Here is a 20,488-nt window from a genome sequence, read left to right on the forward strand (position 1 = left end):
CCTTTTCAGGCTAACGACACGCAGTACAGGAATTTCACTCAGTGAACCAAAGGAAAACCACGACATGCTAGCATCCAATATCAAAACTCCGGGTGTGTATATCAACGAGTTGAATGCCTTTCCGAACTCTGTGGTCCCTGTCGCCACCGCGGTTCCGGCCTTTATCGGCTATACACCCAACGCGCAGTATCAGGGCAAGCCCTACTACAACAAGGCGCAGAAGATCACCTCTTTTGCCGAATTTCAGGCCATCTACATGAATGCGAATCCGCAGCCACCGGCGGATCCCGCGTCGCAGTACAACCCTGAGTACTATCTGGTGGCGCAAAAAACGCAGCCGGAAAAGGGGGAGTATCTGTTATTGAACGGCACCTATTATTCGATAGTACCTGACCCGAATACCATCTATTACCTCTATAACAGCATTCGCCTGTTCTATCTCAACGGCGGCGGCGATGCTTACATTGTTTCGGTCGGCAGCTATGGGGAGTCCAGCGGTAAACCCGGCGATGTAGGGGCGCAAATCGTTAACCCGAACGTGAAACTCGCCGATCTGCAAGGTGGTCTGGCGCTGCTGGAAAACGAACAGGAACCCACCATGTACATCTGCCCGGAAGCCACGCTGCTTTCCCCGGCGGATAACGGCACCCTGATGCAGAGTATGTTGCTGCAGGCGGCGGAGTTGCAGACCGCAGTCTGCCTGTTCGATATTATCGGCGGCGATACGCCTGACCCGATCATGTACACCAATGATATTGAGGCGTTTCGCAATAGTACCGGCTCAAACGGGCTAAATTACGGCGTTGCTTATTATCCCTTTATCGGTACGACCATCATGCAGGGCAGTGATATCAATTTCACGAACCTGTTTGGTGGCGACATTAAACAGTTGGGGGCGGTGATTAACCCGCCGTCGGCACAGGACCCGGTGGTCGCGAAGATCCTCGCAATGATTGAAACACCGCCGCAAACTAACCCGATGAGCAATTCGCAACTCAATGCCGCGCTGCTCAACGCCTCAAAAACCTATTCGCAAATCATCAATAACGTTCTGACCTGCTCTAACCTGCTGCCGCCAAGCGGCGCGATGGCCGGGGTATATACCGTGAATGACAACCTGAACGGCGTCTGGAATGCCCCCGCCAATACCAGCATTGTCGGGGCAGCGCGGTTACCCATCCGCTTAACCGATGCCCAACAGGCGGATCTCAATGTTGACGCGGTATCGGGTAAGTCCATCAATGCTATCCGTTTTTTCAATGGGCAGGGCATCCTGATTTGGGGGGCGAGAACCCTGGATGGCAACAGCCAGGACTGGCGCTACATCTCGGTTCGCCGCACCATGACCTTCCTCGAACAGTCCGTGAAACTGGCGGCGCGCGCGTATGTGTTCGAACCGAACACGGCGAATACCTGGGCGGCGGTGCGCAGCGAAATCTCCAGTTTCCTGACCGATATCTGGAAAGAAGGTGGGTTACAGGGGGCCACGGCAAATGATGCGTTTCAGGTCTTTTGCGGCCTGGGTTCCACCATGACGGGCGACGATATCCTGAACGGTTTTCTTAATGTCACCGTGAAGGTCGCCATCGTGCGTCCGGCTGAATTCCTCGTCATCACCTTTGAGCAGGAAATGGCGAAATCAGGCTGAGTGATGCGGTAAGGCCTGTTCACACATCAATGAGTCAATTTACTGATTAGCGACTGTTAAGGAGCATGCTCATGGCAGATGACGGCAGCAAAGAAGGCACTACATGGCCTATGCCCAAGTTCCGGTTTGAGGTTGATCTGGGCTCGGAACTCAAAGGGGTAGCGTTTCAGGAAGTTTCGGGGATGGACAAAGAGGTGCAGGTGATTGAGTACCGGCACAGCAATAGCACGCTGTTCTCGACCATCAAAATGCCCGGAATTGCGAAGTACGGCAACATCACAATGAAGCGTGGCGTGTTCGTCAACGACAACAACTTCTGGGCGTGGATGGATGAAATCAAGATGAACACCGTTAAACGCAGAACGGTACTCATTAAGCTGCTTGATGAAAATGGCGCGGTCACCATGCAGTGGCAACTGAACAATGCGTGGCCGACCAAAATCACCGGCACAGATTTGAAATCCGATGCCAATGAAGTGGCCGTGGATACGCTGGAAATCGCTCACGAACAGCTTGTTGTGACCAATGGATCATAACCTGCAAACCAGCTTTTATTTCAGCGTCTCAATCACCGGGATGTGCGGCAGTGATGCCGCCTTCCAGGAGGTAAGCGGCCTGAGCAAGGAGTTGGGTATCGAAGAGGTGGTGTGCGGCGGGGAAAATCGGTTCAAGTACCGCCTTCCTGCCCAGACATCGTTTCAGAACCTGGTGCTGCGACGCGGGGTGGTCAATGCGGAGTCCGCGCTGATCGGCTGGGTGAAAGATACGCTGGATAATGGGCTGTCCGCCCCTATCAAAACCCGCGATATCAAGGTCTGGCTCCTTGATGAAAATGGTCACATCAGCATGGACTGGAATTTTATTGCCGCCTGGCCGGTGAAATGGTCAGCCAGCAACTTACGTTCGCAGGAGAGTGAGATTTTCATCGAAACACTGGAATTTGCTTATCAGTACTTCGACATGCCCAACTTTGACACTTACTAACGTCGCAAGAGGTCGCTATGCCCGTTGAGATACGTGAACTGGTCATCAAAACCGCGATTCAGAGTCAACCCGAACCAACGCAGACGCAGTTAGACCCACAACAGCTACAGACGCTCAGGCAGCAGGTGATTCAGGCTTGTCTGCGCCAGCTCAAAACGAGCGACAGAAAAAATCCGCTGGAGCGTTAAGTCATACGGTCTTCCGGCACATCCCATCGAAACGTTACTGATTCAGGAAGGGCCAATGGGTGGAATAAAGAAAATGCGGATGGTGGCCTACAGTGATGAAAAATTCACCAGCAAAGTCAGAGGCGGCGAATATGTCGTGATCCTCAATCCCGAGCAAATGCGCATTAATCGCAGCGTCAGTTACAACGAAGAACAGGCTCCCGGCAGCGGCAAACTGTCGTCTAAATATCGGGCGACGCCGGGGGAACAACTGAGTTTTGACCTGGTGATTGACTGTACCGGCGTGGTTGACAGCACCCGTACCGATCTGACGCAGGAGATAAACCAGCTCAAAAAGACCGTCTACGACTATAACGGCAATATTCACCGCCCAAACTATGTGATCCTCTACTGGGGACAAGGCCTCTCGTTTAAGGGAGTGTTGCAGACCTTTGATACCACCTATACCTTTTTTCGCCCCGATGGCACCGCGCTACGCGCCAAAGTCGCGTTGCAATTTACCTCGTACCTTGACCCGTCAACGGCGGCGAAAGAAGAGGATCGTAAATCACCGGATTTGACCCATCGCATCACCATCGTGGATGGCGACAGCCTGCCGCAGATAAGCCAGGCGATTTATCGCGACCCGACGTTCTATGTTCAACTGGCGGCCTTTAACCAGCTCGATAAATTTCGCCATCTGACGTCGGGCACCACGCTACAGGTTCCCCCGTTAACCCAGGGAGGTGACGCATGAGCGGCAACCCTCCGTCTGGCGGCCTGGCAAGCTATACCATTACGGCTAATGGCCGTGCTATCCCCGGCGATTATCAGATTTTGCGTATTCAGGTTGATCAGCGGATTAACCGTATTGGCCGCGCCACGCTTGAGATTCTCGATGGCTCCGCCGATGCGGAAAACTTTACTGTTAGCGCCTCGTCAACTTTTGTGCCCGGTGCGGAAATCGTTATCTCGCTGGGCTACGACGCAGAGAATAAAAGCGTTTTTTCCGGCATCGTTACGCGCCAGTCGGTACAGGTGGAGGGCAATATTGGCCCCATTTTGTCGATAGAGTGCCGCGATAAAGCCATCAAAATGAGCGTTGGCCGCCGCAGCACGGTTTATCAGAATCAAACCGACAGCGGTGTGATAAGCGCGCTGATCAGTCAGTCCGGGCTTAGTAGCGACGTCGCCAGCACGTCGCTGACCCTGGCGGAACTGGTGCAGTATTACTGCAGCGACTGGGATTTTATGCTCAGCCGCGCCGATATCAATGGCCTGGTGGTCAGCACGCTGAACGGCAAAGTGTCCGTGTTTTCGCCCACTCAAAACACCACGTCGATACTGACGGTGACCTACGGCGAGAATCTTTATCAATTCAGCGCGGATATGGACGCCGTCACCCAACTCAGCGAGGTAAAAGCCAGCGCCTGGGACTACGCGACCCAGAAGTGTATCTCAGCCACGGCCAAAAATACGCTCAGTGGACCGGGTAACATCAGCAGCAAAAAACTTTCGGCAGTAGTGGGGCTACCCACCTTTACTCTCCAGTCTACCGCCACGCTCAACAATGGCGCGCTGACCCAATGGTCACAGGCGCAAATGCAGAAAAGCGAACTGGCAAAAATCACCGGTGAGGTGCGTGTGGCGGGTAACGCGGCGGTGTTGCCGGGCGTCTGGCTGACGCTGGCAGGCGTCGGCGATCGTTTTGATGGCGACTATTTTGTCTCTGGCGTTGAGCATGAATTCGCCGATGGTAACTGGTTTACCAGAGCCTCGCTGGGTCTCTCTTCCCTGTGGTTTGTTCAGCAACATGAGGTGATGGCGCCTGCGGCAGCCGGGGTTCTGCCCGGCGTGGAGGGGTTATTTAACGCCACGGTGCAGAAAATCGATCAGGACCCGGACAATGCGTACCGGATTCTGGTCACGCTGCCACTCTTTGATACCGAAGGGCACGGCGTCTGGGCGAGGATGGCCAACTTTTATTCCAGCAGCGGCGTGGGCGCTTTTTTCCTGCCGGAAGTGGGAGATGAAGTGATCGTCGGCTTCCTCAATCTTGACCCCTGTTTTCCGGTGATCCTCGGTAGCGTTTACAGCGGTAAGCGAGCCCCTTTCAGCGATCTGAAACCCGATGCGGATAACAGCAAGAAGGCCATCGTCACGCACAGTGAAATGCGTATCGTCTTTGACGATAAGGACAGCATTATGACCATCACCACCAAAGCAAAAAATGTCATCGTGCTGGACGATAAAAAGCAGCAAATCACTATCACCGATCAACACAACAATGCCATCACGATGTCGTCGTCCGGCATTGAACTCAAAAGTCCCGCATCTATCACTATTCAGGCCGATCAGAAGGTCAATATCACCGGGAAAATGGGGGTCAGTCTCCAGGCGTCATCCGGCGACGTCGCGATTTCCGGCATGAATGTGAATGCCAAAGCCGACATTGCCCTGAGTGCGAAGGGCAATGCCAGCGCGCAGGTGCAGGGCGGTGCGGAACTGACCCTCAAGGGTGCAATTGTGATGATCAATTAAGAGGAGGGGCAACGATGCCGCCAGCCGCAAGACTGACCGATTTTTATCAGTGTCCGATGGTGACGCCAGGGCTTCCGCCGATCCCCCATGTGGGCGGCCCCATTATTCAGGTGGGTTGTCCGACAGTGCTGATTGGCAAACTTCCTGCCGCCCGACTCGGCGACATGCTGGTCTGCGTCGGGCCGCCGGACACCATTATCAAAGGGTCTGCAACGGTTTTCATTGGCGGTTTACCGGCGGCCAGAGTCGGGGATCAGACCGCGCACGGGGGCTCAATTGTGATGGGTGAATTTACGGTCATTATCGGAGGCTAGGGGATGAGTGAGAGTGATTTTCTTGGTCGCGGCTGGCAATTTCCCCCCGCGTTTTCAGGGGCCATCCGGCAAGTGTCGATGAACAGCGCGCAGGATAATATCAATCAGTCGATCGATTTGGTGCTGCGTACCGCGCGCGGCGAACGCTGCCTGCTGCCCTATTTCGGCAGCGAGTTACGCAGCTTTCTGTTCCGTCAGCCGGATGCGACCCTTAAAGACGAAATCATCCAGTCCGTGCGCCTCACGCTGCTTAATGACGAGCCGCGCATCACCGTTGAATCCATTGATGTCTCTTTTACGCCAGAGCCTGCCATGGTGGTGATCCATATCGGTTATCTGATAAGGCAAACCAACTCGCGGCATAACCATGTCTTCCCGTTCTCTCTGCTGGAAGGGACTAATCTGACCGTGGAGCAGCAGGGTGCGCATCAACGTTGACATCGATGCCCTGGCGGGCGACATCAACCGGCGACTGGATCCCGAGAGCATTGCCATTGATGGCCGTGATATGCGCGATCGTCTGGCATTTGTCGCCGCTATCGCGGATCTGATTGTCTTTTACGATGAGCACAACCAGGCGGCGGGAAACTGGCGCGCGCTGGTGTTAAAAGAGCCCGCGATTCTGCTGGCAGTGATCGGTAAAACGCCGTATCAACCCCTGCATTTTCGTTTTAACCAATTGCAGGAACGGCTAAAACAGTTTCAGGCGCTGCCTGCCGCCGCCACCCCGAATACCGAAGATAAACAGGCGGTTGCGCACCTGTTTTCTCTTCTGGACAGTATGTTCGTGCAGATCAATACCTGGCATCACTATTTGCCGCAGAGCGCCGTGACCTTTCCGTTGCAGAAATTCGTTAGCGAGGAGGTCAACGCGACCCTCTCGCCGTGCCTGTGGCGGCGGGTGGATATGCAGATTTGGCTGGCGCAAGCCTGGCCTGATTGCACCTTGCCGGGCCTGGATCTCAGTGCGTTTGGCGATGCGTGGCAATTTCGCGGCGCGCAGTTTTCCTATCCACGTTCGCCGCAAGAGGTCATGAGTACGCTTGAAAGACTCTATCAGCAGGTCTTTTCGTTCTTCGTTCAGGTGATAACCCATGCCAACAAGGCTTTCGATGCATTAAGCGAAGAGCAGAACGGTTTCCCCGATACGGCGTTGATCATTGCCTTTAACCGGCTGCTGGAATTTTCCCGGACGGGCCTGAACACCTTTAGCGGCCGTCATCTCGACTTTTACTATCAGCAGCTTTTGCACCAGCAACAACGCATGGCGCAACCGGATCATACGGTGATCTGTCTGACGCCGGTTGAGGGGATATCCCCGGTGATACTGCCTGCCGGTACGCCATTTCTGGCAGGCCAGGACCCGCAAAAACAGCCGATTATCTTTGCAAGTCAACAGCCGATAGAGATCAACACCGCCCGCCCCGGACCGGTAATCAGTTGCCGCTACGCAGAGGATGACAATGGCGACTGGCAGCAGTATGTGAACACGCTGGCTCCGTCGAATCAGGTCCGTCGGGGCGCTGATAATACGGTCCTTGCCAGCGACTGGTTTGGGAACCGCGCGCCACAGACACAAACCCAGGGGTTTGCTTTTGCCAGCCCGATGTTATGGCTGGCGGGCGGGGCACGTGAAGTGTCGCTGACCTTTACCTTCGCGCAGACGGTCGATCCCAAAGCCTGGCAGGGTGCGGCAATCGCCTTAAGCGGCGCACAACAGTGGCTGGATGCCACAGCCTGTGGCGTGTGGCAGCGGGGCGATAAACCGCAACAACTGGTGCTGACAGTGAACCTGAACAGCGCCTTTCCACCGGTATCGGCCTTCACTGCCGTGCCCCCCGCGCCCTTTGATATGACCGCCCCCTGGTGCCGGATTACCATGCCTGCGAAGGTCGATTTGCGCCAGCCGCCGCGGCTGCTCAGCCTGACCATAGCGGTCAACGTGACCCAGAGCGAGGCGTTAAGCCTCAGTAACGACAACGGGCCGCTGGTGGCTGACAAAGTCATGCCTGTGTTTGGCCCTATCCCGGAGGTGGGGCATCACTGCTACCTCAACGCGCCGGAGTTGTTCGGCAAGCCCCTCACCACGCTGAGTCTGCAACTGTTCTGGGATAACCAGCCGCCCGACTTTGCCCGCTATTACGCCACCTGGAACCAATGGGCGGATGAAGACGACGAAGAGGCGAAAACCTGGAGTAACAGCGCGTTTCGCGTGACCTGGCAGGCAAACAGCGCCATGGGCTGGCAGATATTACCGGCGATGCTAACGATTGTGCCGCCTTCTGATGACGCGCCGCCACCGCCAGAATCGGCTGCACGCCGTTCGTGGTGGCAGCGGATCTGGCAGCGGCTACACAGCACGCCACACACTTTTTCCCCGACAGAACCGCAGCTTCCGGGCGGACTGTTTGCCCAACAGGAGACGGGTAAAACCTGCCTCAATGCGCCTTCCAGTACCTGGACATTCCGCTTCCCGACGGCCCTGGCCTGGAATATGGAGAGCGTATCGACCGGGCCGGGTATGCGGATGACCCTGATTGCGCCAGGGCCGGGGTTTGGTTTTAACCTCTACCCGCAACTGGTGGCGGATATCAGCCTGGAGAATGCCAAGGCGCTGATGTCGCTGTTTGGCAAAAGCGACACCACGCCGATGCCAAACCTGCCCTGGGTGCCAAAAGCCAATCGGGCGCTGGTCAATTATCAGGCGAGCCAATATCTCGATTTCACCCGGCCGCTGGCTGCAAACAACGCATTCACGCTTATTCATCAGGGGACGCTAACGGACTACTGCTATTTCCGTAAGGCTGCCGGGGAAGAGGCTGCACAGATCTCGCTGGCGACGATGGCATTACAGCCAGATGCGGCTAACACTGCCGGGCTGGCGCTTTTCCAGGGCGTTAATCAGGCAGCAGGTTCACTCTTTTTCTCTCTCGCACAGGTGGTGGTGCCGTGCCGTCTGAGTCTGTTTATTGAACTGACGCAGGAGGCCGACCCGGATGGTGCGACGGCTGAGATCCAACTCTTTTACTGGAGTATTCACGGCTGGCAACCTCTCAGCGTAGTGAGTGATGAGACGGGGGGGCTACGCCGTTCCGGCATTATGGTGCTTGACCTGCCACAGGATATGGCGCTGGACTCTGCGGTGTTAAGCGCGACCGTGACGCCAGGGCAGCCGTGTGGCTGGCTGCTGATGACGCAAAATGTCGCGCAGCGGGTGCAAGTGGTGTACTGCAATGCGCTGGCGGCGCGGGTACAACGCCAGCTTAACGTGACGTTGTCACCTGGCGAGCAACCAAAATTACCGGCAGGCAGTATTGTCGCGCCGCTTATCACTCAGCCCGCCATTGCCGGGGTCATTCAGCCGTTTGATTCTATCGGCGGCAGCCCGGCGGAAGACCCTGTCATGTTTCGCCAACGCGTTTGCCAGCGGCTCAGGACAAAAGATCGGCTGAGCAGCCAGTGGGATAGCCTGACCCTGACGCGTGAGGTGTATCCCAACGCGTTTTATACCCGGATGTTGCCGACGACCCGGCCTGGCGATCTGTGCGTCGGTGTGATCCCACGGTATGACAACGCTGGCGCTATCGGTGCGCTCCGCCCGGCGGTGTCGCCGGATGGTTTGCAACTGATCCAGCAATACCTCTCCCGACGCTTATCGGCGATGGCGCAGGTGTCGGTCTGTAATTTGCAATACGAACCCGTACAGGTGATAGCCACCCTGGTGATTGGTGCATGGGTCAATGCCAACGATTTGCTGCATGCTCTGAACCAGGGGATCACGCTGTTTCTTTCGCCGTGGATAGACGCGGCGCAGGTGCAATACGCGATGTCGCTTGGGGTCAGCCATGCCGCGGTATTGAGCTTTTTAGCCAGCTTCGACGGGGTAGCCGCCGTACAGCGCCTGCAACTGTGCAAGTCAGATGCCGACAACGGCGAGGAAAAACCAGCCACAGACGGCCTGCTTGTCCCGTCCGACGCGCGCCGGGTTCTGGTGTCGGCCTTGACGCATCAACTGACGTTTATCCGCGCGAATAACGACGGGCCTGCGCGCGCCGCCAGCGCAACGTTGTCGATGCCGCAAAATACCTTATCGGAGGCCTGGTGATGAGCGAGATGATACCGGCTATCCCGCTGGCGCAGCAGGTGACGCAAAATAGCATTCAGTCCGGCCCGCTGCCTGCGGATCAAAACATCACCTTTCTCAAACAGGAAGGCATTCGCTACCTCAAAGCGATGGCGGGTCAGACGTGGAGTAATTACAACGACAGCGATCCGGGTGTGACGATCCTTGAGCAGCTTTGCTATGCCCTGACCGAACTGGGCTATGTGAACAGCTTCCCCATTGAAGATGTGCTCACCGGCCCCGATCAACGTATTGCCTGGGCGCAGCAATTCTTTGCTGCCGAAGAGATTTTGACCACTGGCCCCATAACTGTTGAGGATTACCAGAGGCTGGTGCTGGATAACGTGCCGGAGGTCGATAACGTCTACCTGACGCCGCTGCTGCGCGGGCAGGCGCCGACTGGCTGGTATCAGGTGGCGGTAGATGTCGCGGACAAAGCGCTCCCGGCACAAGATGACGGCGTAAAGCGCCTGCTGGCGCGTATCGACAGGTTGCTTAACGGCCAGCGTAATCTCGGAGAAGGGTTCCTGGCACCGACGCTACTGAAAGCGCAGGTCATCAATGTCACCGCCACGTTGTTTATGGCGCCGGATGCCGATGCGCAGCAGGTATATGCGCAAATCAACCAGGCGCTGGCGGGCTATGTGGCGCCATTGGCCCCGCGCTGCGGCTATGGGGAGCTGCGGGCGCAGGGGCTGGATGCCTGCGCTATTTTCAACGGGCCGGCAATGCATAACGGCTGGATCCCGGATGGCACTGTTGCGGCGCAAAAACGCTGCGGTATCCGCCTGATGGATATTGTGGTCTGTCTCAGCGGTGTTGAGGGTGTGCAGGGAGTGGCGGGGTGCCGGTTTAGCGATACGGAAAACGACGATGCTGACAGCATTTCGCTACAGGAAGGCTGTGTCGCACGACTGCGTTTTACGCCGTCATCCGCGCAAACAGAGGGGGCCACTGCGGGGGCGACGGCACAGCATGCGGCACTGAACGCGCTGGCACAACTGCAGGCCCGGCATCAGAACAGCAGCATTGATGCGAAAATTGATGTCGCGCCCCCGTTGCCGGGTGGGCGTTATCGCAACATCGCGGCCTATTACTCGGTTCAGAACACCTTTCCGAATATTTATGCCATTGGGCCGAACTCATTGCAGGCCGATACGCCGGACTACCGGGTAGCGCAGGCGCGGCAGCTCAAAGGGTACCTGATGCTTTTCGACCAGGTGATGGCCAACCAGTTCGCACAACTGGCCAATCTGGGCAATCTGTTTTCGTTTGGCTTCACCCGAACGCCCGTCACTGGTCCAGAGGATGTCGGAAGCTTACTGACCCGGCCAGATCCGCTGCGAGGTATTCCCGACCAGCCTGCGATTCAGACCCTGTTTTGCCAGCCGTTGTATAACGTGCCCGATGTCCAGGCGCTGCTGCTGGGCGGCGAGCGTTTTCAGTATATCGCGCCGGATGACCCCTCCGATGCCCGCCTGCAAACACAACTGGCGTGGCAACGTTTTCAGCGCGATCCCTTTAATGCGTATCACTATGGCCTGGTACAGGCGATGGAGAGTACCGAAAACGCGGAGCAGCGCCGTGATGAGATGCTCAGCCACCTTCTGGCGCGCCACGGTGAACCGGCTGACGTGTACAACGCCATTATCGATGCCCTGCAGTGGTCTGGCGGTAAGCTGAAAACCCGGATCGTGGTGAAAAGCACCTGGCTGCTGAATTTACAGGCGCTCTCTTCCCGTCGGGCGCAGGCAGGCGATAGCTGGCGCGCCACGCCCGTTACACCGCCGGGGCGCTATCACCTTTCACAGGAGGCGTATCGCCAGTGGAAGATGGCCTGTCCGCCGCCGATGGTGCCGTTAATTGATGCCCTATACCTGAAAAGTTTCGACAGCCCGCAAGCCATCACCGCCGCGTGCGCCAGAACCACCCTCCCGGCCAGAGGCAACGATGACGTTCCTCTTACCCTGCAGGCGATACTCCAGTGGCGGCTACGGCTGAAAGAGGCGATTGTGCGCGGAGACGGCAATGTTCGCATTATCGAACGGGTGCTCAATGAAGACGGGGTGTGTCAACGTGACGGACAATGGGATCTGGCCAGGCTGGAGCGTCAGAGCCATTTGCCGGAGCAGGCCTTTGCCGATTTCAGCACATTCGAACTGAAATGCGCCATTTTGTTGGGTCTGCCTGCACATTTGCGTCTGCTGGCCGCCACTCTGGGGCGCTTATTACAACAGCCGCTATTTGTTGAGTGGTTGTCGGCAGGCAGCGCGTCACCGTTCCGGCAACCCGAACGAGATGACCCGATCACCGGTGATGTGTCGCTGGAAAAAAACGCCGCGGGTTTAGCGGTATCCATCGGCAGCCGGTGCGTATTGCAACTGCCGGATACAGCGTCACTGACGGTCAATGACCTGCAGCAGTATGTTGATCAACTGGCCTGGCTGGGGGGGGTACGCCAGGGCATGGTGCTGGTTGAACAGGGTTTACTGCAAACACACCCGTCTGCAATGCCGCCGGATGACGCGGCGCCGATGAGTGGACTATCCGCCACGTTGGTGCTGCCGGATTATGTGATGCTAACCCGTGATCCTGCCTTTTTGCAGAGTCTGGATATGCTGCGACAGTTGCACTGGCCGGGGCATATCGCTCTGGACGTTCGGCAGTGCAATCTTGGGCAAATGACGATGCTTATCAACGCCTGGTGTCAGTGGTACAACCTGCGTCTACCGGACGTGACACAATCCCCTCCAGCTTTTGCGCCACAGGCGACGGCGGCGCTTCTCAATGCCCTGCATACCGGGGACAACGGGAGGTCAGATGACGGTGCCTGAGCATATGATCGCCCGCTGTGAATGGCAGACGCGCTTCGATCACCCCGCCAGCGGCGTCGCGTTGCAAAACGCAATCAGCCAGTGGAGCCAGCAGGTGATGCCCGCGATCCTGACGCGCTTTTTCGACCGCCACTGCCCGGTCACCGAGCGCTGGCGCATTGCGTCGCTTGAGCTCGATTTGGGGACCATCGATCTTAATACCCTGGACGAGACGTTAGCGCAGCGGTTTGAAGCCGCGCTGGAGGAGGCGCTAAGTCGGGCGTTTCACCGCCAGGAGGTGCGTTTTCTTCCGGCATCGGTATTGCCGGGTCACACGGTGGCGGGTGAGATGACCGATTTGGACGCGTTGCGCTGGTTTTTACTGCACGGCACGTCGCCCTGGTGGCGCAGTGAGCGTCTCTCGTTGCTGCCACTGGTGGCGCAACTGTTACAAGAGGATGCGCAGCCCTTCACCCGGCTTATCCGCGACGTGGGACAGAGGGAGGTTGCGCGGCGGCGTATGGCCTGGCAATGGAGCGACAAACAGATTCGTCAGACCATCAGGCGGCTTGAGCCGTGGCATGCGGGGTTTATCTGCCACTATGCCGACAGGGTCATTGCCTGCCAGCAACAACAACGCATCGTACTACGCCAGGACAGCGGGTTTAGCGGACAGCTATGGTACTGGATCCTGACCCATCTGCTGGTTGAGCGTGGAAGCTTATTCAATACCCGCCAGTTTGTCCGCGCCACACTCTGGCAAATGGCGCAGCACTATCAACTGGATTTCCGCCAGCTTGTGGCAGGCCTGGCCCAGGCGGTTGAACGCTTGCAGATAAGCGGGCGTGTCGCACCGCTCTTTTTGCAGGTGCTGGCCGATTTACAACATGAAGAGACCCGCGAGCCCGCGCCTGCGATAACGCAGCCGAATGACGATGACCTGTGGTTTCAGTTCCAGCGGCTGTTGCACCATCGCGCGGATAACTGGCGGCATAATGGTGATGTGGTCCATCTGGCGGAACTGCTGGCGCAACTTGCTGCGAAAGACCGGACGCGAACGGCGGGCATCCTGCGTGAGGAAGGGCGCGCGTCGCAGGTGCGTGATTACCTGTTACAGCGGTTAAGTACACCGCAACTGGCGCAACTGGTCGCCGTGCTGGAGCCGCGCGATCACCGCTTTATTATGACGCACATTACGCGCACCCAGGCACTGTTGCGCCAGCGCCATCAGCCGCGACGGCTTATCTGGGAGGTGTTGCTGGCGTGGTTACTGGTCAATTCCGGTAGCCATTTCAGCCGCCGTCAGTTCGTGCAGGAAACCCTGGTGGCTATCAGCGCCCGTACCGGCATGGACTATGTTCTGTTGTTGACGATGCTGATGCAGGCCGCCGTGCCTCAACCGCATCCCGGCCATTTTGAACTGCTGGTCATTTTGCACGAGCTGGTTCAGCAGCAGCGTAAGCGACACCATGCGGGCAGTCATCGCTGGCAACCGCTACGTGATTATCTGCGTTACGGGCGTTTTACCATGGGTGGACACCCCAGCCAGGATGTGACTCCCCGGACAGCGTTGATTGCGCTACGCGCATTGCTGCTGATGCCTTCACCGCCCGGTGCGCTGCTGGCGGTGATACGCCAGTCGCGTACCGGCAGCGTTGATGAACAGGTTCTGGCCCGTCGTCTGCTGGCCATTTTGACCGTGCAGGGTGAGGCCACGCTCTCTACGCTGCATCGGCTGATGCGGCTACTGTCACCAGACTTAAGCGCTCCGGCGCTGGCACTGCTGGATACGCTGCGCCGCTGGAATCGACAGGGACGGTTGACGCAGTCCGGGGTAACGGTGGCGGATAACATCCTCGTCATCACGCTATTCCAGGCGCTGTTCGGGCATGCGGGGGGCGCCCTGACGTCCAGACAGTGGCTATCGCGCGTGTGGACGCTCCTCGCTCGCCAGACGGCGACCACGATCCCGGAGATGGTCCGCCGCTGGCAGCAAAACGCCCGGACCGATCGGAGCGAGGGGAAATTAGATGCTGCACTCTATCCGCTGGCGCCGTCAGAGGTGCAACGTCCGGCAGTGGACGAGCGCCTGCGTGGCGCAACACAAGTTCACCTGCCGCGCCGCCAGGTGGCAGATACGCTGGCGGTGCCGGATGCCGCGTCTTCTCCCGAAGGGGAACGGGCAGATCAACCCGACGAGCCAGACGAATACCAGGATGCGCTAACGCGCTGGTTGATTTCCGGCATGCTACCTGCACGGGTGATGACGGCGTCAATGTCTGTCGACGCATGGTTGCATGGGTTAATACGGCATGACCTGAAGGGGTTTCGACGGGCGGTTGCACCATACTTTGACCAGCCGGCGGTGCGCTACCGGTTGCAAAACCACCTCTCGCTGGTGCACTTGTGTGAGATTTTTACTTCTGCCGGTCAACGTGCGCCTGTCAGTGCCAGTGTGCTGCGCGAACTCTGTCTGCTTCTTCCCGCGCTGCCGTTGCCCTTTATCAGCCAGGCTGTCCGTCAGGCGTTGTTGCTGGCCGGTTTACTGGAAGGGTGGTTGACCCGCGCCGGGGAGGTCAACGTATCCTGGCTTATTAACCAGCTCTGCTGGCGGCTATTACGCCACGGGGATTGCACAGTGGCGCAGTTGCGCGATGCGCTCAGCGCGCCCGGTCTGCCCGCCAGCCACAGCCTGCGACATCACCTTGAATATGCAAGCCGGACGCTACCATTAGCGGTAGAAGAACAGACCGCGATCGCCCGCGAAACATTGGATGTGCCGGGCGTTTCATCACCGCAACCCGGGACTGGTCCTGGTCCTGGGCCGATGGTTATCAATAACGCGGGCATTGTGCTGCTGCAAAGCTATATCAAGCCGCTTTTTGAGCGCCTGAAACTCATTCATCACGATCAGTTTGTCAACGCCAGCGCACAGCGGGCGGCTACGCACTACCTGCAATACCTCATTTGCGGGCAATCCCACAGCGAAGAGCATCACCTGATGCTGAACAAAGTGTTGTGTGGGCTGCCACTCGCACAGCCGCTGGAAGGCGGTATCGAGATCAACAGCAACGAGACAGAGATCGTCCACAGCCTGATTCAGGCGGTGGCGCAGTACTGGCCCGCTATTGGCACAACATCCGTGGCGGGATTTCAGGGTAACTGGCTGGTCAGGGGCGGCACCCTGACAGAAAAAAGTGAGCACTGGGATCTGGTGGTAGAGCGACGCGCTTACGACATTCTCATCCGTCGTTCGTCGTTGTCATACACCATTGTGCGATTGCCGTGGATGGGCAAACCGATTTATGTCACCTGGCCGATTTGAGCGGCGCTGTGACGGGGTAAGCCGTGGAACGTTAATCAACGAACGAAGGGGAAGGTGAAACGATGAACTCGTACCGGGAAAACGTGCAGAGCGCCGCTGGAAATACCCTTGCGGGCCTGTACGCGCAGCAGCAACAACTGCAATCGCAGAACTGCAGCGCGCAATACAGTTTGTACTATGCACAGGGCGCACAGCTCAACGCCTATGAGGGTCTGACGGAGGTGAAACAACAACTGCTGGCCAGCCGTTTGATAAGCGAGCAGGGGGTGGAGTGCGATAACCTGGCGACCAATCTGGACGCGTCGGCGAAGCTGGTGCAACAGGCCACTGCGACCACCGTCACCAATAGCGCCGCCACGGCGGCGGGCATTCAGGCCGCGGCGAAGGCGATTTCGACGCTGGCGGCGGAGCTGGGCAGTGCGTTAAACATTGCCGCAGCCGCCTGTTACGGCACGGATATCTACCGAAAGACGCTCGAAGCCAATAGCTTTATCCGCACGACCGCCAATCATGCGGAGTACATCACCCGGCTGGCAATGGATGCCGCCGCGGCAAGCTCCGAAGTGATTGCCACCGATCTGGTGAATCAATCCGCGCTGGCCCGTGCGGCACTGAAAACGGTGCAGGGGGCGGCCAACGCTCAGTTTACCGCACTTTCCCAGCAGGTGGTTGCCGGGCAAACCACGCTTGCAACGGCCAGCAATGCTGAGAAGCTGGCCGAAGGGGCACTGGAGGATACCGGGCGCGAAATGCGCGCCATTAACAGCGCGGTGGAGGACTGTAATCGGGCGCTTAACTTCAATCTCATCGCCAGCGTCACTGGCACATTTGACGGTATTGCCGTGAGTCTGGATCCGTATCAGCAACCTTTTACCACCTGGCCGGAAGGCGCGGGGATCCACCTGGCAAGCGACATCACTATCCCTGCCGCGAACCCTGAACATTATGTCTTTATCGCGAAAGCGGAAAATGCCGGGAGCGTGAAACTCGAGCAGATAGAGGCGCTGTTTAATACCGAGCAGACGAAATATTTCCATCCGGTGACCGCAGATGACGGCTGGCAGGTGGTGCTGCCGGTGAGCGCATCAGGGTCAGCGGTCGCGGATATTGACGGTGATTTATTGGCCGCAGGCGTCAGTTACGTGGCAGGCGTATATGTCGTGCTGAGCCTGCCTTATCAGAAATATATCAATTCTTTCAATAACATCCTCTCCAGTGTTTCGCTCCCCGTCACCCTGCAGGCCCCGCTTGGCCAGGCAAAAGGCATTGCCTTTAGCCCGGACAAAAAATCGGTGCTGTTCACGCTACCGCCGCTGAGTGAAGACATCACCCAACAGGAGTTTCGCGTCATGTTATTGCACTCAGGGCAGCCGTTGACCGGAGGCTTTATGACGAGTGAGGACACCGATGCACAAAGTGGCGATGCGGCGATCGGTTTTTACTTCAATAAAGCGATTGCCGAACAGGTGCCGGGCGCCAATTACCGTGTGGCGCATTGCAGCAGTACGCAACTGGTTGCGGGAGGACTCGAGCGCAGCATGAAAGCGGTTATCCCGGACGACATGACCGACAACTTTGGCGCGCTGTTGGTCCCCGGTATCGAATATCTGCCGGTGGTGCTGGCGGTGCCGTCAGCCATCAACATCAACGCGAATGCCTGGAGTAGCACATTGGCGTTCGGCGCGAAGGCGGAAACGCTGATTCCGCTGGCGGGCAGTCGTGAGGATGCACCCGTTGTCGCGAAAGCCGCCGCCGCGGCCCCCAGCGCTAGTGGCGATAACAACGAACACCCCACCGAAAGTTAACCCATAAGGAGCGCAGAGGATGAAAAGCATGAAAAATGGCATTGCCGAACAGAAGAATGCCGAGATTGACGCGCTGACAAGTCAGGTGAATAAAGCGCAATTTCGGGTTAATCAACTGACGACTGTGGTGACGTCTCTGACGGCGAAACAGGCCAATTTCGCTGCACTGTTGACCGATGCCGACAGTAAAAAAGACGCGGCGCTGGCGAACCTGAATCAGGCTAAAACCCTGGTGGCTAACGTCGAGACGCTGCAGCGTTACTCCATTCTGGTCAGCCAGCAGACGGACAAGAGCCTGAGAAACGTCAGGGAGACGAGCAACCACATGGCGGAACTGATCGAACAGTTGATCTTTTCCGCAGACGTGGTGGAGAAACTCTCGGGATTTGTTAATCGCCAGAAGGCGGCGAACAACGTGATTCCCGATGCGCTGGTCGCCGTATTAAACCAGGCTACAAGCGATGCCAATAACGCCGTCGCATTAACCCTGACGGCGCTACAAAGCAGCTATGCCAGCGCAGCCTCGGTGGACCAGGCAGGCAGCGTGTCGGCACTGGAAGCCAGACAGGCGCAGCAGTGGCTGACCCTGTTGACGGGAACCTCTGCGGATGTTCAGGAGAGCCTCGCGCAGAAACGGGTGAATGCGGTTATCAAAAGTGTTGAGAAGGTGCTCAAAGCGCTGGGTAAAGCACAGCGGGAGAACCAAAACCTGATGTCCCAGCAAAATGAGAAGACCCAGAAATATGAAGCGCAACTGGGGCAGCTCAACAGGCCTGTCACCCTTGAGGCGTCCGCCAGCGCTGTGTCTGCGGATAATGCGTCAGGTGACAGTGTCACCTCAAATGACACGGAGACTGTCTCAGCGCAGAGCAGGAACGAAGAACTGTCCGAGCGTGTACTGAGCCTGCAACAGGAGGCTATCCAGGCCCGGCTGGCGATGGATACCGCGCGTCAGGAGTATCGCGACTCCAGCGAAACACTGAACAATCTGACCCGCCAGGCGGATTTCTATATCGCCCAACTCAACATTGTCATTCGCAGCCAGCAGGACAACGCGCTCTATACCCTGATTCAACGCGGTTATCAGCGCGCCGTTGAACGTTATCAGTCGGCCCTGGCGGCCAGCAATATGGCAAATACCCAACTGGAGTCTGCAAAATCCGAGCTGGCCCGCGCCACGGCGTCACTCAATTCGTTAAATGCCGGGCTGGGGGCGGCAAAAGCGGCAGCCTTTGCCGCGTAACGATTCGGCAGGGGTCGCGTTTATCTGCCGGGCCGGTCTTCGGATCGCGCCCCGGCCGCGACGCGGCGTCAACGGGCCAGACGACAGATTAACGAGGTACAGAGAACATGACGTCAACCAGGCATCGCGTGATTGCCCCGGAGCACAATATTGCTGCGCTTTATCGTGAAACGGGCTGGCTAGCACAAGTCATTGAACAGGTCATTCGCTGTTATCTGCGCCAGCCAGGGCATGAAAACCACTGGCTGGAAATAGCCCCTCCGGCGCTTGAACGGCACAGCAGCGTCTACGCTGATTTAGTGCTGCACTGGGAGCTGAATGTTTTCGAGCGGCTGGCGCTGGCGCTGACACTGGCACCCGCTATTCGCCCCGACGCGCTGGACCGGCTGTTTGGGCTTAATCAGCATACCGATCGCGGGTTCAGTGAATTTGGCGGGGTGACGGATAAAGCGTTCAGCGGGTTTGTGCCTACCGGGCAGACGCTTAACTTTTTGTTAGCGGGAAACGACCCGGCCTGGCGGCTTGAGACCATGCATATTCTCTCGCCCCGACACCGTTTTATGGCCGAGCAGGTCACGACACTGATGCCTGCCGACCCGGCGTTACCCGCGTGGGCCGGGGTCTATCGCCTGAATGAACCGTGGCTGGCATTTCTCATCACCGGCCAGCATCCGCGCCCGGAGATGAGCATGGACTTTCCCGCTCACCCTCTGGAGACGCCGCTACAGTGGAATGAGCTGGTGTTAGATGATCGGGTGATGGCGAAAGTCGACGAGATCCGCGCCTGGCTTACCTACGGCGATACCCTGATGCAAGACTGGCAACTGGATCGGAAAGTGAAACCGGGCTATCGCGCGCTCTTCTATGGCCCACCAGGGACCGGGAAAACGCTCACTGCCGCATTGCTGGCAAAGGTGAGTGAACGCGAGGTCTACCGGGTGGATTTGGCGATGGTGGTCTCAAAGTACATTGGCGAAACGGAGAAAAACCTCTCTCGTGTCTTTGACGCCGCGAGCTATAAAGACTGGATCCTCTTTTTTGATGAGGCAGACGCCCTGTTCGGCAAGCGTACCGCCACGCAATCCTCAAACGACCGCCATGCCAACCAGCTAACAGGTTATCTGTTGCAGCGCATCGAAGATTTCCCCGGCACGGTGATTCTGGCCACCAACCTTAAAGCCAATATGGATGAGGCCTTTACCCGCCGCTTCCAAAACATGGTCGAGTTTACCTTACCCGGCCCCGATGAACGTTTACTGCTCTGGCAGCAGGCGTTTGAGGATGTGTGTGAATTAGGCGATGACATTGATTTGGTGCAAATTGCCGATGATTTTGAACTCTCCGGGGGGCAAATCATCAACGTCTTGCGCCAGTGCGCGCTACAGGCCATCAGCCATGACCAGCGTGTGGTGTACCGCGATGAATTGATCGGCGGTATTCGTCAGGAGTTTCACAAAGAGAACAAAACGATGCGTTTTTCGTCTTCTGGCGCATCGCCGTTTTCGCCGCCGCAAGAGCCCTAAAC

The 20,488-nt window shown here is 57.5% G+C and carries 14 protein-coding genes; all 14 read left to right on the forward strand.

The window, feature by feature from the left end; all coding sequences use genetic code 11:
• Positions 1 to 64: 64 nt before the first annotated feature.
• The 14 genes from MRY16398_RS14275 (at position 65) to MRY16398_RS14335 (ending at position 20,486) form a co-directional block, all read left to right on the forward strand.
• Positions 65 to 1,648 (forward strand): phage tail sheath family protein, encoded by a 1,584-nt coding sequence (locus tag MRY16398_RS14275; RefSeq protein WP_125124644.1) that lies wholly within the window; start codon positions 65 to 67, stop codon positions 1,646 to 1,648.
• A gap of 71 nt (positions 1,649 to 1,719) precedes the next feature.
• A complete protein-coding gene (locus MRY16398_RS14280; protein WP_079497380.1) occupies positions 1,720 to 2,184 on the forward strand; it encodes a phage tail protein in 465 nt (154 codons plus the stop codon).
• Positions 2,174 to 2,632 carry a phage tail protein gene (locus MRY16398_RS14285; RefSeq protein ID WP_125124645.1) on the forward strand — a complete coding sequence of 153 codons (459 nt, stop codon included), beginning with the start codon at positions 2,174 to 2,176 and terminating at the stop codon, positions 2,630 to 2,632. Before MRY16398_RS14280 ends, MRY16398_RS14285 begins: the two co-directional genes overlap by 11 nt.
• Before the next feature lie 17 nt (positions 2,633 to 2,649).
• Positions 2,650 to 2,820, forward strand: a complete 171-nt coding sequence (locus tag MRY16398_RS30615; protein ID WP_172600652.1) for a DUF5908 family protein — start codon at positions 2,650 to 2,652, stop codon at positions 2,818 to 2,820.
• 55 nt (positions 2,821 to 2,875) lie between these two features.
• Positions 2,876 to 3,556, forward strand: a complete 681-nt coding sequence (locus MRY16398_RS14290; protein ID WP_172600653.1) for a CIS tube protein — start codon at positions 2,876 to 2,878, stop codon at positions 3,554 to 3,556.
• Positions 3,553 to 5,340, forward strand: coding sequence for a type VI secretion system tip protein VgrG (vgrG, locus tag MRY16398_RS14295; protein WP_125124646.1), 1,788 nt, complete (start codon positions 3,553 to 3,555; stop codon positions 5,338 to 5,340). The genes MRY16398_RS14290 and vgrG overlap by 4 nt, the downstream gene beginning before the upstream one ends.
• A gap of 14 nt (positions 5,341 to 5,354) precedes the next feature.
• Positions 5,355 to 5,654, forward strand: a complete 300-nt coding sequence (locus MRY16398_RS14300; protein WP_125124647.1) for a PAAR domain-containing protein — start codon at positions 5,355 to 5,357, stop codon at positions 5,652 to 5,654.
• 3 nt (positions 5,655 to 5,657) lie between these two features.
• Positions 5,658 to 6,092 carry a GPW/gp25 family protein gene (locus tag MRY16398_RS14305; RefSeq protein ID WP_079497384.1) on the forward strand — a complete coding sequence of 145 codons (435 nt, stop codon included), beginning with the start codon at positions 5,658 to 5,660 and terminating at the stop codon, positions 6,090 to 6,092.
• Positions 6,076 to 9,759 (forward strand): hypothetical protein, encoded by a 3,684-nt coding sequence (locus MRY16398_RS14310; protein WP_125124648.1) that lies wholly within the window; start codon positions 6,076 to 6,078, stop codon positions 9,757 to 9,759. Before MRY16398_RS14305 ends, MRY16398_RS14310 begins: the two co-directional genes overlap by 17 nt.
• Positions 9,759 to 12,611, forward strand: coding sequence for a baseplate J/gp47 family protein (locus tag MRY16398_RS14315; RefSeq protein WP_125124649.1), 2,853 nt, complete (start codon positions 9,759 to 9,761; stop codon positions 12,609 to 12,611). Before MRY16398_RS14310 ends, MRY16398_RS14315 begins: the two co-directional genes overlap by 1 nt.
• Positions 12,598 to 15,915: a contractile injection system tape measure protein gene (locus MRY16398_RS14320; protein ID WP_125124650.1), complete on the forward strand. Its 3,318-nt coding sequence runs from the start codon at positions 12,598 to 12,600 to the stop codon at positions 15,913 to 15,915. Before MRY16398_RS14315 ends, MRY16398_RS14320 begins: the two co-directional genes overlap by 14 nt.
• Before the next feature lie 62 nt (positions 15,916 to 15,977).
• On the forward strand, positions 15,978 to 17,720 hold the full coding sequence (locus MRY16398_RS14325) for a hypothetical protein (RefSeq protein WP_125124651.1): 1,743 nt from the start codon (positions 15,978 to 15,980) through the stop codon (positions 17,718 to 17,720).
• 19 nt (positions 17,721 to 17,739) lie between these two features.
• Positions 17,740 to 18,963, forward strand: coding sequence for a hypothetical protein (locus tag MRY16398_RS14330; RefSeq protein WP_125124652.1), 1,224 nt, complete (start codon positions 17,740 to 17,742; stop codon positions 18,961 to 18,963).
• A gap of 107 nt (positions 18,964 to 19,070) precedes the next feature.
• A complete protein-coding gene (locus MRY16398_RS14335; RefSeq protein WP_079497390.1) occupies positions 19,071 to 20,486 on the forward strand; it encodes an ATP-binding protein in 1,416 nt (471 codons plus the stop codon).
• Positions 20,487 to 20,488: the final 2 nt, after the last annotated feature.

It is taken from the genome of Phytobacter sp. MRY16-398 (assembly GCF_003925915.1).
GTDB lineage: Bacteria > Pseudomonadota > Gammaproteobacteria > Enterobacterales > Enterobacteriaceae > Phytobacter > Phytobacter diazotrophicus.

Coding starts and splice junctions, on each gene's coding strand:
- MRY16398_RS14305 (WP_079497384.1), top strand. CDS start 5,658: ATGAGTGAGAGTGATTTTCTTGGTCGCGGCTGGCAATTTCCCCCCGCG.
- MRY16398_RS14335 (WP_079497390.1), top strand. CDS start 19,071: ATGACGTCAACCAGGCATCGCGTGATTGCCCCGGAGCACAATATTGCT.
- MRY16398_RS14325 (WP_125124651.1), top strand. CDS start 15,978: ATGAACTCGTACCGGGAAAACGTGCAGAGCGCCGCTGGAAATACCCTT.
- MRY16398_RS14330 (WP_125124652.1), top strand. CDS start 17,740: ATGAAAAGCATGAAAAATGGCATTGCCGAACAGAAGAATGCCGAGATT.
- vgrG (WP_125124646.1), top strand. CDS start 3,553: ATGAGCGGCAACCCTCCGTCTGGCGGCCTGGCAAGCTATACCATTACG.
- MRY16398_RS14285 (WP_125124645.1), top strand. CDS start 2,174: ATGGATCATAACCTGCAAACCAGCTTTTATTTCAGCGTCTCAATCACC.
- MRY16398_RS14275 (WP_125124644.1), top strand. CDS start 65: ATGCTAGCATCCAATATCAAAACTCCGGGTGTGTATATCAACGAGTTG.
- MRY16398_RS14320 (WP_125124650.1), top strand. CDS start 12,598: ATGACGGTGCCTGAGCATATGATCGCCCGCTGTGAATGGCAGACGCGC.
- MRY16398_RS30615 (WP_172600652.1), top strand. CDS start 2,650: ATGCCCGTTGAGATACGTGAACTGGTCATCAAAACCGCGATTCAGAGT.
- MRY16398_RS14300 (WP_125124647.1), top strand. CDS start 5,355: ATGCCGCCAGCCGCAAGACTGACCGATTTTTATCAGTGTCCGATGGTG.
- MRY16398_RS14280 (WP_079497380.1), top strand. CDS start 1,720: ATGGCAGATGACGGCAGCAAAGAAGGCACTACATGGCCTATGCCCAAG.
- MRY16398_RS14315 (WP_125124649.1), top strand. CDS start 9,759: ATGAGCGAGATGATACCGGCTATCCCGCTGGCGCAGCAGGTGACGCAA.
- MRY16398_RS14290 (WP_172600653.1), top strand. CDS start 2,876: ATGGGTGGAATAAAGAAAATGCGGATGGTGGCCTACAGTGATGAAAAA.